The sequence below is a fragment of the Citrobacter sp. wls714 genome (assembly GCF_005281025.1).
In the GTDB taxonomy this organism is placed as follows: Bacteria; Pseudomonadota; Gammaproteobacteria; order Enterobacterales; family Enterobacteriaceae; genus Citrobacter; species Citrobacter werkmanii.
Window position 1 is genome coordinate 95824 of the sequence record NZ_SZWZ01000090.1, and the last position, 12739, is coordinate 108562.

The 12739-nt window shown below is 50.7% G+C and carries 11 protein-coding genes and 1 pseudogene; 8 read left to right on the top strand and 4 right to left on the bottom strand.

Annotated features, from left to right (window positions below):
• Position 1: 1 nt before the first annotated feature.
• Entirely contained in the window at positions 2-850 is an 849-nt protein-coding gene (locus FDX11_RS18620) for an AraC family transcriptional regulator (protein ID WP_137398356.1), read from the bottom strand.
• A gap of 191 nt (positions 851-1041) precedes the next feature.
• Here FDX11_RS18620 and FDX11_RS18625 point away from each other — a divergent pair, with 191 nt between their 5' ends.
• The 4 genes from FDX11_RS18625 (at position 1042) to FDX11_RS18640 (ending at position 6194) form a co-directional block, all read left to right on the top strand.
• The gene (locus tag FDX11_RS18625) at positions 1042-2823 is read left to right on the top strand and encodes a DUF2264 domain-containing protein (RefSeq protein ID WP_170975618.1); all 1782 of its coding nucleotides are present in this window, start codon (positions 1042-1044) and stop codon (positions 2821-2823) included.
• Between the two features lie 24 nt (positions 2824-2847).
• Positions 2848-4113: an oligosaccharide MFS transporter gene (locus FDX11_RS18630; RefSeq protein ID WP_137398358.1), complete on the top strand. Its 1266-nt coding sequence runs from the start codon at positions 2848-2850 to the stop codon at positions 4111-4113.
• Between the two features lie 21 nt (positions 4114-4134).
• The gene (locus FDX11_RS18635; RefSeq protein WP_061381682.1) at positions 4135-5325 is read left to right on the top strand and encodes a glycoside hydrolase family 88 protein; all 1191 of its coding nucleotides are present in this window, start codon (positions 4135-4137) and stop codon (positions 5323-5325) included.
• A gap of 80 nt (positions 5326-5405) precedes the next feature.
• Positions 5406-6194 carry an oligogalacturonate-specific porin KdgM family protein gene (locus tag FDX11_RS18640; protein WP_042309719.1) on the top strand — a complete coding sequence of 263 codons (789 nt, stop codon included), beginning with the start codon at positions 5406-5408 and terminating at the stop codon, positions 6192-6194.
• A gap of 7 nt (positions 6195-6201) precedes the next feature.
• Here FDX11_RS18640 and FDX11_RS18645 read toward each other — a convergent pair whose 3' ends face one another.
• From FDX11_RS18645 to FDX11_RS25280, 3 genes and pseudogenes are all read right to left on the bottom strand, one after another.
• The gene (locus tag FDX11_RS18645) at positions 6202-7251 is read right to left on the bottom strand and encodes an AbrB family transcriptional regulator (protein WP_061381684.1); all 1050 of its coding nucleotides are present in this window, start codon (positions 7249-7251) and stop codon (positions 6202-6204) included.
• A gap of 174 nt (positions 7252-7425) precedes the next feature.
• Positions 7426-8709, bottom strand: a complete 1284-nt coding sequence (locus FDX11_RS18650; protein ID WP_006685463.1) for a citrate synthase — start codon at positions 8707-8709, stop codon at positions 7426-7428.
• 203 nt (positions 8710-8912) lie between these two features.
• Positions 8913-9023: pseudogene (locus FDX11_RS25280) on the bottom strand (hypothetical protein).
• Positions 9024-9406: 383 nt separating this feature from the next.
• Between FDX11_RS25280 and sdhC the strand changes: the two are divergent.
• From sdhC to sdhB, 4 genes are read left to right on the top strand one after another with little or no spacing between them, the layout of a single operon-like run.
• Positions 9407-9811, top strand: a complete 405-nt coding sequence (gene sdhC / locus FDX11_RS18655) for a succinate dehydrogenase cytochrome b556 subunit (protein ID WP_042309715.1) — start codon at positions 9407-9409, stop codon at positions 9809-9811.
• Positions 9805-10152 (top strand): succinate dehydrogenase membrane anchor subunit, encoded by a 348-nt coding sequence (sdhD, locus tag FDX11_RS18660; RefSeq protein ID WP_005122550.1) that lies wholly within the window; start codon positions 9805-9807, stop codon positions 10150-10152. Before sdhC ends, sdhD begins: the two co-directional genes overlap by 7 nt.
• Complete coding sequence (sdhA, locus tag FDX11_RS18665) at positions 10152-11918, top strand: succinate dehydrogenase flavoprotein subunit (RefSeq protein ID WP_038638885.1); 1767 nt, start codon at positions 10152-10154, stop codon at positions 11916-11918. Before sdhD ends, sdhA begins: the two co-directional genes overlap by 1 nt.
• Positions 11919-11933: 15 nt before the next feature.
• Complete coding sequence (sdhB, locus tag FDX11_RS18670; protein ID WP_038638888.1) at positions 11934-12650, top strand: succinate dehydrogenase iron-sulfur subunit SdhB; 717 nt, start codon at positions 11934-11936, stop codon at positions 12648-12650.
• The last annotated feature ends 89 nt before the right edge of the window (positions 12651-12739 follow it).

Here is a 12739-nt window from a genome sequence, read left to right on the forward strand (position 1 = left end):
TCTATACCGAAGCATATGTTTTACGATATTGCAGCGGCGTTTTGCCCATGTTTTTGCGAAAGCAGGTAATAAACCAGGCATATTCGGAGAAACCAACCTGTGCGGCAATATCGCGTACCGAGCCGTTGGTATGTAACAGCAGTTCGCAGGCCTGACGGATACGGCGCATCATCAGGTATTCCTGAATGGTACCGCCGGTCTCTTCGTGAAAACGGCGGGAGGCGTGACCCCGCGAGCATCCCATCTCGCTGGCGATATCTTCCAGCGAGCAGCGCTGGGGAAAGTGAGTTTCGATCCAGCGGATAATGCTGACCGAAAATGTATTTTGTCCCGTGGCCTGCGCCTGATGTGGCAGCAGGCTAATGAGCTGCATCACCAGAAATGCGCTGTCACTGATGCTAAAAGTCTGGTCTTTGCTTTGCTCTTCAAAACGGCTCAGCAAGGTTTCAATGACTGGCTGAACATCGCCTACGTCAAATACTCGCGCTTTCTCTCCCCTGCCGCACAGTTGGCGCAGCAGCATCTGCTGGCGAGGAAAATCCCGCAGGTACTGCTCAATCTGTGGGCCGTTAAAGTGCAGCGTAGTACGATGATAAATATTACGATCATCCTGTTCGACAAACACTTTATGCAGCTTACCCGGCGGGAAAATAAAAATACGCCCGGGTTTGACGGTGTATTGTTGGTGCTCCATAAGCGCGATGCCTACTCCCTGAGAAACCGATAATATCTCCACGCACTGGTGCCAGTGATAGTAGTTCGCTGGCATATCCTTCATCCGATTAAAGTAAATCGACTTGTCGTTGAGACTTATGTGCTCAAGATAGCTACTGTCTTCAGTCCGCTGCATTTATGTCTCGCCTGGTAATGTGAATAAACTTAAGTTTTTATCACTGCAATCGAATTTTCTCCGCAAAATGCAGGTGAATGTTGTTCTTCATCACTAGCGTTGTGTGGAAATACGACAATTATCACATTTGTATGTCAGCCCAAATCCTTATTATGCGCCCAATACTTCATCAAATGAAACGAGGTTTCATTATGCGAGCAAGGCAAGAGTATGCAGAAAAGGCGCGGCAATGGTTGGCATCAGCCATTCCTCATCTCTACCGTGATAACACGCGTTTGGACGTGGGCGAAACGTCTGCACAATATCCAATGGATATTGCCGGCATGGAGGGGTTTGCGCGTCTATTGTGGATCCTTTCACCGTTGTTAAGTGGGGGAGATGCGAGTGAGTATCGTGAGGCTTTTATTTGCGGTATTCGTCATGGCTGTGACCCCGAACATCCAAATTATTGGGGCAATCTGGTTGATAACGATCAGCGCTGCGTGGAAATGGCCGCCTTCGGCGTTGCATTGGCTCTGCCGAATACCGGGTTATGGGACGCCTTAACAACCGATGAGCAGGACAATCTGGAGCGCTGGTTACGGCAAAGTGCTGATATCCAAATCCCGGACAATAACTGGCACTTCTTCCCGGTATTGGTGCAGGTCGGTCTTAAATGTGTCGGACGCCACTACGACATGATGGTTATTGATAAGCATCTGAATGCGATTGAACCTTTCTGGTTGGGTAATGGCTGGTACTCAGATGGTGCAGGCAAACCGCGCGATTACTATCTCTCCAGCGGGTTTCATTTTTATAGTTTGCTGTATAGCCATCTTATGCAGGACGCCGACCCTGAACGGTGCCTGCGCTACCGTCAGCGGGCGCGTCAGTTTGCCAAAGATTACATCTACTACTTTACCTGTGAGGGCGATGCGATTCCGTTTGGCCGCAGTCTGACCTATCGCTTTGTTCAGGTTGCGTTCTGGAGCGCCGTCGTCTGGACGGAACTGGATGTTTTTACGATCCCTATCGTCAAAGGCGTGATTTTGCGCCACCTCGACTGGTGGTTCGCGCAGCCTTTCATTGGCCCGGATGGTTTATTTACGCTGGGATATACCTACCCGAACCTGGTGATGACCGAAGATTACAACAGTCCATGTTCGCCCTGGTGGGCATGTAAGGCGTTGCTGATTTTAGCACTGCCGGAACAGAGCGCGTTCTGGCAGGCCGAGTCGGCCCCGTTGCCTGAACTTGAGCCGATTCATCCGATAAAGGAAGCGGGACAATTTATCGTTCATGATGATGAAAACCGACACGCCTGGATGCTGATGTCGGGCCAGTATGACCGCAATAACTTTGTCAATTTCGATGCCAAATACGGCAAATTTGCTTACTCCAGCCACTTTGGTTTTACCCTGGAGCGCGGTCATTATGGTCTGAACCATGCTGCCTGTGATTCGATGCTGATGTTCAGCGAACAGGATAACTACTGGCGTGGACGCCGTGAGTGCGATTCTGTTGAAATGACGGATGCGTTGATCCGAAGCCGATGGCTCCCGTGGTCAAACGTCGTCGTCACGACCTGGCTCGTCCCGTTTCAACAGGGACATATTCGCATCCATCGCGTTGAAACCACGCGCCTGCTTGACTGTGTCGAGGGGGGATTCGCGCTTAACCGCCATCAACTCATCGATACCCAAACTGCATCGCATGGGGTCACGCTTCGTGCCAGCTCCGGCATATGCCAGATAACCGATCTGTTGGCTGAGCGTCAACCGGAGGTCGTCACAACGCCACCCAACAGCAACATTCTGTATGCCTCACCGGGGGAGATCCCCTGTCTTCGTAGCACGCTTACGCCGGGTACACACTGGCTGGCCTGCGCTGTCAACGCCACATCGCTTTTATCGCTGCCGTTTGCGGCGGCAATGGCGTTCGACCGTGAAAATCAGGTGCTGACGCTGGGTGTGAAAACGCTGGAAATCATATAACTGACGCATGTGCGGAGAAAAATAATGACTAACCCTGTTCAGTCGACGCGCTCGGCTTACATCAAACTGAGCCTGTTCGTATTCCTGTTTACCTTTACCTGGGCGGCCAGTTTTGGCCTGTACGCTATCTGGCTGGGAGATAAAGCCGGGTTGGATGGTGTGGAGATCGGCACGGTGTTTGCCGTAAACGGTGTTTTTGCGGTAGTTATCAAACCTGTTTACGGTTACATCATGGATAAAATGGGCATGAAAAAACATTTGCTCTATTTTGTCTGTCTTGTTTCGGCCCTGATGGCGCCATTTTTTATCTGGTGTTATTTGCCGCTATTACAAACGCATTTTATCAGCGGGATGATCGTCGGTGTGCTATTTTTCAGCCTTGGCTGGTATGCGGGCGTGGCGGCGGAAGAGTCCTATGTTGACCGTTTCAGTCGTCTGTACGCGATGGAATTTGGCCGGATCCGCATGTGGGCGGCGCTGGGGTGGGCAACGGCGTCTTCATTCTCTGGGTATCTCTACAATATCTCGCCCAAAATCAACTTTGTTATCAGTAGCGTTTCCGCGCTGTGCATGTTTGCGGTTCTGCTGACGCTGAAAGTTGATCACTTTGGCCTGGAAGAGAATGACGTTCTGTCGAAAGAGAAGATTGTCATTGGCGATGTTTTCGAGCTGCTGCGCAATAAAAAATTCTGGACCTTTGCGCTGTATATCGCCGGAGTGGCATGGATGATGTTTATTGCCGAACAGCAGTTCTCTCGCTATTTCGTCACCTTCTTTAGCACGAAAGAAGAAGGCAACGCCATGTTTGGCTACATGAGTACCGCGCAGTCAGCCGCAGAGTTTTTCGGCATGATGCTGGTACCCGCCATTATTAACCGCATTGGCGCTAAGCAGGGGATGATCCTGACCGGTCTTGTGATTAGCCTGCGTTTGATTATCTCCGGATTAACTAACGATCCGTTGATTATCTGTCTGGTGAAGCCGTTGTATGGGATTGAAATCGCCCTGATTCTGGTGTCGGTCTTCAAATACATTGCCGAGCATTTCGACAAACGCGTTAACGCCACGATGTACCTGCTGGGCTATCAGGCCATGATTTATGTCGGTTCTATTGTCGTGGCACCACCTGCCGGCTACGCCTACCAAAAAATTGGTTTTGAGCATACCTATCTGATTATGGGCGTGATAGCTCTGGTATTTACCGGGATCTCCGCCATCACGCTTTCTACTTGCTATCAACACAAAAAAACCATTACAGCCCCTGTCCATGGGCAAGAAGCCACCCATTAAAATGAAGAAAACGAGAGAATTATGTCTGTAACTATCCGTAAAGAACCGATCGTTCCTGTTGTACTGCGAAGCGGCGAACGCGCTGCTATTGCGCAGAAGATTCGCCGCGCTTTACCGGTAATTTTATCTGCTGTCGATCGTAACCGCGATTATTTTGACCTGCGTTATCCCGATGCGGCATGTGAAAACGGTCGCTACCCAATTATTGATAATCAGGAATGGACTACCAGTTTCTGGACTGGTCAGCTGTGGCTGGCATGGGAATGGACGCGTAATGATGCGTATCGCACGTTGGCTGAACAACATGTCCGTTCTTTTGGTGAACGTATTGCCCGACGGGACCATACCAATCACCACGATCTGGGTTTTCTGTACAGCCTATCCTGTATAGCGGCTAATAAACTGACCGGCAATCGCGAGGCGATTTATATCGCGCAGCAGGCGGCAGAAGTGCTGATGGAGCGCTATCACGAGAAATGCGGCATTATTCAGGCGTGGGGCGAACTGGATAATCCGGAGCAGCAGGGCAGGATGATTATAGACTGCAATATGAATTTGCCGTTGTTGTATCAGGCAAGCGCCAGCACTGGCGATCCTCGTTATGCAGAGGCGGCGAAAAATCATATTGAGCAGGCGCGACGTTATATTGTGCGCGAGGACGGTTCGACGTTCCATACATATTATATGGATGTTCACACCGGTGAACCGCGGTTTGGCAATACGCATCAGGGTTTTTCCGATGACTCCTGCTGGTCGCGAGGGCAGGCATGGGGTGTTTATGGCTTTTTGCTGAATTATCTCTATACCGGAGATGAGCGACTACTGGAACTGAGCCAGACGCTGGCAAACTACTTTATTAATCGTCTGCCGGAAGATCTTGTCTGCTATTGGGATCTTGCGCTTACCGATCCCAATAGTAAAAGGGATAGTTCCGCCAGCGCGATTCTCGCCTGCGCGTTGCTGGAGCTGGTAAAACAGTTACCGGCAACCCACCCGGATCGTGAAAGCTATGAAGTGCTGGCATTACGGATGATTGCGCGAATGCTTGATGATTATCTGAATACGTCGCATAAAGCCGGCGAAGGATTATTAAAACACTCTGTTTATTATTTTAAAGGTAACGTCGGTGTGGATGAGTGCTGCACGTGGGGGGATTATTTCCTGATGGAGGCGATGACCCGCGCAATATCCTGCTGGAATAGTTACTGGTAATATTCTGCTCCCCCAGTTAAATAATCAGGCTATTGATTTAGCAGGGGGGGATTTTATCTCTGTACGGCGAGGAAAATATAATGAAAAGTAATAATATTAATACAGCCATATTAATGGCTACACTGGTCATGCCTGCAACTGGCGTTATGGCCGCGGAAAATAATGCAACTCCTGTCTCTCTGGTAAAATCAACGCCATTTACTACTGTATATTTTGCGCCACGTACGCAGTATCGAACTGCCAGCAAAGGCTTTTTACAGCGATTGATGTTAACCGGTGTAGTACAGGATTCAGACAGTATTTTTAAAAGTATGTACTGGAGTTTTGAAACTGATGCCGATCTTGGTAAAAATATGGATCAGTGGAAAAGTAGCTATCAGGAAGCTGAATTTAACAAGCCTTTTGTATTGGGCGATAGTGACTTCTGGCTTGAACCCGGCGTAGTCTTTCACTGGGAGTCCGCGGGCTCACGCGTCGATCCTTATATAGGCATTGGCTATCATTTTGACCCAACGCTGGGCGCCGTATTACGCTACCGTTATAACCATCAAAATCATGACAGCGAAACACTGCAAGGTGACTGGGATGACTCTTCAGAACACCGCGTCGATATTTATTTAACCAAGTATTTTACGCCAAACTTCTGGGTTCAATATAATCCAACGTATTATAGCAAAACGCATGGCGACAAGTTTGAATATGCCAATGGCAAGAATCATACCCTGCAGCATAACTTTGTCTTTAACTTTCATACTACGCCGCGGTTTTATCCATTTTTTGAATTAGGTTATCTTGATAAATATCAAGATGGCGATGATACAAAAAATGAATATCAAATAAGGGTAGGGTTTAAATATAATTTAAACTAATCCCGGCTTACGATGATGAGTTTTTTGGCGCATGCGCTGAAATAAAACGCGCCACCGCCGGACCGGTCAATAAAATACTGAACAGCCGCAGGGTTTGCATCGCCATGATCAGCGCCATATCGGCGTGGCTGCCTGCGGCAATTACCGCGACGGAATCCACTCCGCCAGGGCTGGTCGCCAGATAGGCGGTGAGAAAGTCGATTTGCATGTAATGCGCCAGACCCCAGGCCATAGCGGCACAAATCGCCATCAGTGAAAAAATGGACAACAATATTTGCGGCAGGGGGCGCAGCGCCATAAAAAAGATCTGTTTGTCAAAGCCAAGACCGATTTGCCAGCCAATCGCCATATACGCTATCGCCAGTAACCATTCCGGTAGTTCAATGACCATCATGCCGCCCGCGTTCAGCAATGCACCCGCCAGCATGGGCAGCAACATCACGCCAGAGGGGATACGCAGTAAGCGTCCGGCTGTACCGGCAACAGCGGCCAGCAGTATGGTGCTCAACAGATTAACACTCAGCGGCGGAAACCAGACGATTTGCTGATTGACCGTTTGCGCCTGATCGCCCATTACAAGTCGGGTCACTAACGCGGCAGCGCCAACTACCAGCAGTACGCGCAAGTACTGCATAAACGCTACCAGGCGGATATCAGCGCCATAATCCTGCGCCATAGCAACCATCGCGGCTGCCCCTCCCGGTGATGAGCCCCACGCGCCTGTGTTACCCGGTAGATTGCTGTAGCGAACCAGCAACCAGCCGATTACCGCGCTGCTAATAAGGGTTGTCAGCAGGATGACAATCACCATCGGCCAGTGTGCCGCAAGTGTCGTTAAAATGGATCCTGTGAGGTTTTGTGCAATCATGCAGCCGAGAATGGCCTGAGCGGCAAGAAATGTGCAGCGGGGAGGGTGCAGAGAGATCCCGCGCATACTGAAAATGATACCGACAATCATCGAGCCGAGCAGCAATGCGCCTGGAAGATGGATCAACAGAAAGAACAGGGAAAGAAGGAGTGATAGCAGAAATAGCAGGCTCCACTGCAAAACAGGCATCCCATGCTCCTGAGTGAAATGAGGAAGATCTCAGTAAATCATAGAGAAAACGTGATGAGAATAAAATAATGTGGGTCAAGAATAAACAGGCCGGACAGAGGCATTAACACCCTGTCCGGCCTGGAAGATTCAAGGGAGTAGGCCGGACAGGCGAGAGCGCTATCCGGCAGACAATTAACGCTTAATATCAGACTTAAAATCGCGCTTGTCGTAGCCGGTATACAGCTGACGAGGACGGGCGATTTTCATGCCGTCAGTGTGCATTTCATTCCAGTGTGCAATCCAGCCAACGGTACGCGCCATGGCGAAGATCACGGTGAACATGGAGGACGGAATGCCCATCGCTTTCAGAATGATGCCAGAGTAGAAGTCTACGTTCGGGTAGAGTTTCTTCTCGATGAAGTACGGGTCGTTGAGCGCAATGTGCTCAAGCTCCATTGCCACTTCCAGCAGATCATCTTTGGTGCCCAGCTCTTTCAGCACTTCATGGCAGGTTTCACGCATCACGGTGGCGCGCGGGTCATAGTTTTTGTAAACACGGTGACCAAAGCCCATCAGGCGGAAAGAATCATTCTTGTCTTTCGCGCGGCGAACAAATTCCGGAATGTGTTTAACCGAGCTGATTTCTTCCAGCATTTTCAGCGCAGCTTCGTTGGCGCCGCCGTGTGCCGGTCCCCACAGGGAAGCAATACCAGCCGCGATGCAGGCAAACGGGTTAGCACCTGAAGAGCCTGCGGTACGCACGGTAGAGGTTGAGGCGTTCTGTTCGTGGTCAGCGTGCAGGATCAGGATACGGTCCATGGCGCGTTCCAGGATTGGATTGACTTCGTATTTTTCGCACGGCGTGGAGAACATCATGTTCAGGAAGTTACCGGCGTAGGAGAGATCATTGCGCGGGTAAACGAACGGCTGGCCGATGGAGTATTTGTAGCACATCGCAGCCATGGTCGGCATTTTGGACAGCAGACGGAAGGCGGCGATTTCACGGTGACGCGCATTATTTACGTCCAGAGAATCGTGATAGAACGCAGCCAGCGCCCCGGTGACACCGCACATAACGGCCATCGGGTGAGAGTCGCGGCGGAAACCATGGAACAGACGCGTGATCTGCTCGTGAATCATGGTATGGCGAGTGACCGTGGTTTTGAACTCGTCGTACTCCTCCTGCGTCGGTTTTTCGCCGTACAGCAGGATATAACACACTTCCAGATAGTTGGACTCGGTCGCCAACTGGTCAATCGGGAAGCCGCGATGCAGCAAAATGCCTTCATCACCATCGATGAACGTAATTTTGGATTCGCAGGATGCGGTAGAGGTGAAACCTGGGTCAAAAGTAAACATCCCCTTTGAGCCAAGGCTACGAATATCAATAACATCTTGACCGAGCGTACCTTTCAGCACATCCAGTTCAATAGCAGCGTCACCATTTAGAGTGATTTTTGCTTTAGTATCAGCCATTTACGGTCTCCTTAGCGCCTTATTACTTAAGACTGCGGAAGTCAGACTTGTTTTCGATACATCAATCAACCGTTACCAGTTTTTTATTCGGCTCGCCGCTCTGCGATAGAGGCGAAAACCAGGGTACAGAGCAATGGGCGCTTGCAGGTAAATCAGTTAACTCATGGTGAAATATTAACAAATCAACAACTTAGCAATCCGAATTATTTAACCTGTCTATCACTAATAACTGTCCTGAAGGTATTGGTCAATACTTCCACACTGTTACATAACTAAATCTCCGGTGAAAGAGTGACCCCATAACTTTTACGCATTATATGCTTTTTCTGGTGTCGTTTGTAACAACTTTGTTTAATGATTGTCAAATCAGATGATTAAAAATTAAAATAATGTTGTTATCGTGACCTATGTCACTGTTCGGGATAAAACCCGACAAACTATATGTAGGTTAATTGTAATGATTTTGTGAACGTCCTATACTGCCGCCAGGTCTCCGGAATACCCTGCAATCCCGAGCCAACCAGCGTTGTAACGTGTCGTTTTAGCAACTGGAAGCAGTGTTTTATATGACGCGTAGTTATAGTAAGGACGCTGTCTGACCCGCAAGCAGACCGGAGGAAGGAAATCCCGGCGTCTTTCAGACTACAGAAGTCTGCATCTTCTGTGCCCGAAGTCCAAAGGGAATAATAAGAACAGCATGTGGGCGTTATTCATGATAAGAAATGTGAAAAAACAAAGACCTGTCAATCTGGATCTGCAAACGATCCGGTTCCCAATCACGGCGATAGCGTCCATTCTCCATCGCGTATCCGGAGTGATCACCTTCGTGGCGGTCGGGATTCTGTTGTGGTTATTGGGTACCAGCCTTTCCTCCCCTGAAGGTTTCCTCACGGCGTCATCCATTATGAATAACTTCTTCGTGGAGTTAATCATGTGGGGGATCCTGATTGCGCTGGCCTATCACGCCGTAATGGGCATTCGCCATCTGTTGATGGATTTTGGCTATATCGAAGAAACCCTCGAAGCAGGGACACGCTCCGCCAAAATTTGTTTCGTTATCATTGTCGTGCTTTCACTTCTCGCAGGAGTCCTCGTATGGTAAGCAACGCCTCCGCATTAGGACGCAACGGCGTACATGACTTCATTCTGGTCCGTGCTACCGCTATCGTTCTGACGTTATACATCATCTATATGGTCGGCTTCTTCGCCACCAGCGGCGAGTTGACCTTTGAAGTCTGGACCGGTTTTTTCTCATCGGCATTCACCAAAGTCTTCACTCTGCTGGCACTTTTTTCCATCTTGATTCATGCCTGGATTGGCATGTGGCAGGTGTTGACCGACTACGTTAAACCTCTGGCTGTACGCCTGATTCTGCAACTGGCTATCGTCGTTGCGCTGGTGGTTTACGTCATTTATGGATTTGTTGTGGTGTGGGGTGTGTAATGAAACTGCCAGTCAGAGAATTTGATGCTGTTGTGATTGGTGCCGGTGGCGCAGGTATGCGCGCGGCGCTGCAAATTTCCCAGAGCGGACAGACCTGTGCGCTGCTCTCCAAAGTGTTTCCAACCCGTTCCCATACCGTATCTGCGCAGGGTGGCATCACCGTGGCGCTCGGTAATACCCATGAAGATAACTGGGAATGGCACATGTACGACACCGTCAAAGGGTCGGACTACATTGGTGACCAGGACGCAATTGAATATATGTGTAAAACTGGCCCGGAAGCGATTCTGGAGCTGGACCATATGGGCCTGCCGTTCTCTCGTCTAGATAATGGCACCATTTATCAACGTCCGTTTGGCGGTCAGTCGAAAAACTTCGGCGGCGAGCAGGCGGCACGTACCGCAGCAGCGGCAGACCGTACCGGCCACGCGCTACTGCACACCCTGTATCAGCAGAACCTGAAAAACCACACCACCATCTTCTCTGAGTGGTATGCACTGGACCTGGTGAAGAATGCTGATGGCGCGATTGTCGGTTGTACCGCACTGTGTATTGAAACCGGTGAAGTCGTTTACTTTAAAGCTCGTGCCACCGTACTGGCGACGGGTGGCGCAGGTCGTATTTATCAATCAACCACTAACGCCCACATCAACACCGGTGACGGTGTAGGTATGGCTATCCGCGCTGGCGTGCCGGTGCAGGATATGGAAATGTGGCAGTTCCACCCGACCGGTATCGCTGGCGCGGGCGTGCTGGTCACAGAAGGTTGTCGTGGTGAAGGCGGCTACCTGCTGAACAAACACGGCGAGCGCTTCATGGAGCGTTATGCCCCGAATGCGAAAGACCTGGCGGGTCGTGACGTGGTGGCGCGTTCCATCATGATCGAAATCCGTGAAGGCCGCGGCTGCGACGGCCCATGGGGTCCGCACGCCAAGCTGAAACTCGATCATCTGGGTAAAGAAGTGCTGGAGTCCCGGCTGCCGGGTATTCTCGAACTGTCTCGTACCTTTGCCCACGTTGACCCGGTGAAAGAGCCGATCCCGGTAATTCCTACCTGTCACTATATGATGGGCGGTATCCCGACCAAAGTAACCGGCCAGGCGTTGACCGTGAACGAGCAGGGCGAAGATGTGGTGATTCCGGGGCTGTTTGCGGTAGGCGAAATCGCCTGCGTATCGGTTCACGGCGCCAACCGTCTGGGCGGCAACTCGCTGCTGGATCTGGTGGTCTTTGGTCGTGCGGTGGGTCTGCATCTGCAGGAATCTATCGCGGAACAGGGCGACCTGCTGGATGCGACGGAAGACGAGATCGATGCTTCTCTGGCTCGTCTGAATCGCTGGAACGGCAACCGTAACGGCGAAGATCCGGTAGCCATTCGCAAAGCGCTGCAGGAATGTATGCAGCATAACTTCTCGGTATTCCGCGAAGGCGATGCGATGGCGAAAGGACTGGAAGAGCTGAAAGCGATTCGCGAGCGTCTGAAAAACGCCCGTCTGGATGATACCTCCAGTGAATTTAACACCCAGCGCGTTGAGTGTCTGGAGCTGGATAACCTGATGGAAACCGCTTACGCCACCGCAGTCTCTGCAAACTTCCGTACCGAAAGCCGTGGCGCGCATAGCCGCTTCGACTTCCCGGAACGTGATGATGAAAACTGGCTGTGCCATTCCCTGTACCTGCCAGAGTCGGAAACCATGACGCGACGTCAAGTCAATATGGAACCGAAGCTGCGCCCGGCATTCCCGCCGAAGATTCGTACTTATTAATGCGGAGACAGGACAATGAAACTCGAGTTTTCAGTTTATCGCTATAACCCGGACGTTGACGATGCTCCGCGCATGCAGGATTACACCCTGGAAGCGGAAGAAGGGCGCGACATGATGCTGCTGGATGCATTGATGCAGCTGAAAGAAAAAGATCCGTCGCTATCGTTTCGTCGCTCCTGCCGTGAAGGGGTCTGCGGCTCTGACGGTCTGAACATGAACGGCAAAAATGGATTGGCCTGTATCACACCTGTTTCTGCGCTGAATCAGCCGGGCAAGAAAATTGTCATTCGCCCGCTGCCGGGTTTACCGGTTGTGCGCGATTTGGTGGTAGACATGGGACAATTCTACGCACAGTATGAGAAGATTAAGCCTTACTTATTGAATAATGGGAAAAATCCACCGGCTCGCGAGCATTTACAAATGCCAGAGCAGCGTGAGAAGCTCGATGGGCTGTATGAATGTATTTTGTGTGCATGCTGCTCAACGTCCTGCCCATCATTCTGGTGGAACCCGGACAAGTTCATCGGTCCGGCTGGTCTGCTGGCCGCGTATCGCTTCCTGATCGACAGCCGCGATACCGAGACCGACAGCCGCCTGGAAGGTTTAAGTGACGCTTTCAGCGTATTCCGCTGTCACAGCATCATGAACTGCGTCAGCGTATGTCCTAAGGGGCTGAACCCGACGCGTGCGATCGGCCATATTAAGTCGATGCTGCTCAAGCGTAGTGCGTAAGTTGTTGTAGTGGTTGCCGGATGGCGACGTAAACGTCTTATCCGGCCTACAGGTACAATCCCGTAGGCCTGATAAGTGAAGCGCCATCA

Coding starts and splice junctions, on each gene's coding strand:
- FDX11_RS18620 (WP_137398356.1), bottom strand. CDS start 850: ATGCAGCGGACTGAAGACAGTAGCTATCTTGAGCACATAAGTCTCAAC.
- FDX11_RS18625 (WP_170975618.1), top strand. CDS start 1,042: ATGCGAGCAAGGCAAGAGTATGCAGAAAAGGCGCGGCAATGGTTGGCA.
- FDX11_RS18630 (WP_137398358.1), top strand. CDS start 2,848: ATGACTAACCCTGTTCAGTCGACGCGCTCGGCTTACATCAAACTGAGC.
- FDX11_RS18635 (WP_061381682.1), top strand. CDS start 4,135: ATGTCTGTAACTATCCGTAAAGAACCGATCGTTCCTGTTGTACTGCGA.
- FDX11_RS18640 (WP_042309719.1), top strand. CDS start 5,406: ATGAAAAGTAATAATATTAATACAGCCATATTAATGGCTACACTGGTC.
- FDX11_RS18645 (WP_061381684.1), bottom strand. CDS start 7,251: ATGCCTGTTTTGCAGTGGAGCCTGCTATTTCTGCTATCACTCCTTCTT.
- FDX11_RS18650 (WP_006685463.1), bottom strand. CDS start 8,709: ATGGCTGATACTAAAGCAAAAATCACTCTAAATGGTGACGCTGCTATT.
- sdhC (WP_042309715.1), top strand. CDS start 9,407: ATGTGGGCGTTATTCATGATAAGAAATGTGAAAAAACAAAGACCTGTC.
- sdhD (WP_005122550.1), top strand. CDS start 9,805: ATGGTAAGCAACGCCTCCGCATTAGGACGCAACGGCGTACATGACTTC.
- sdhA (WP_038638885.1), top strand. CDS start 10,152: ATGAAACTGCCAGTCAGAGAATTTGATGCTGTTGTGATTGGTGCCGGT.
- sdhB (WP_038638888.1), top strand. CDS start 11,934: ATGAAACTCGAGTTTTCAGTTTATCGCTATAACCCGGACGTTGACGAT.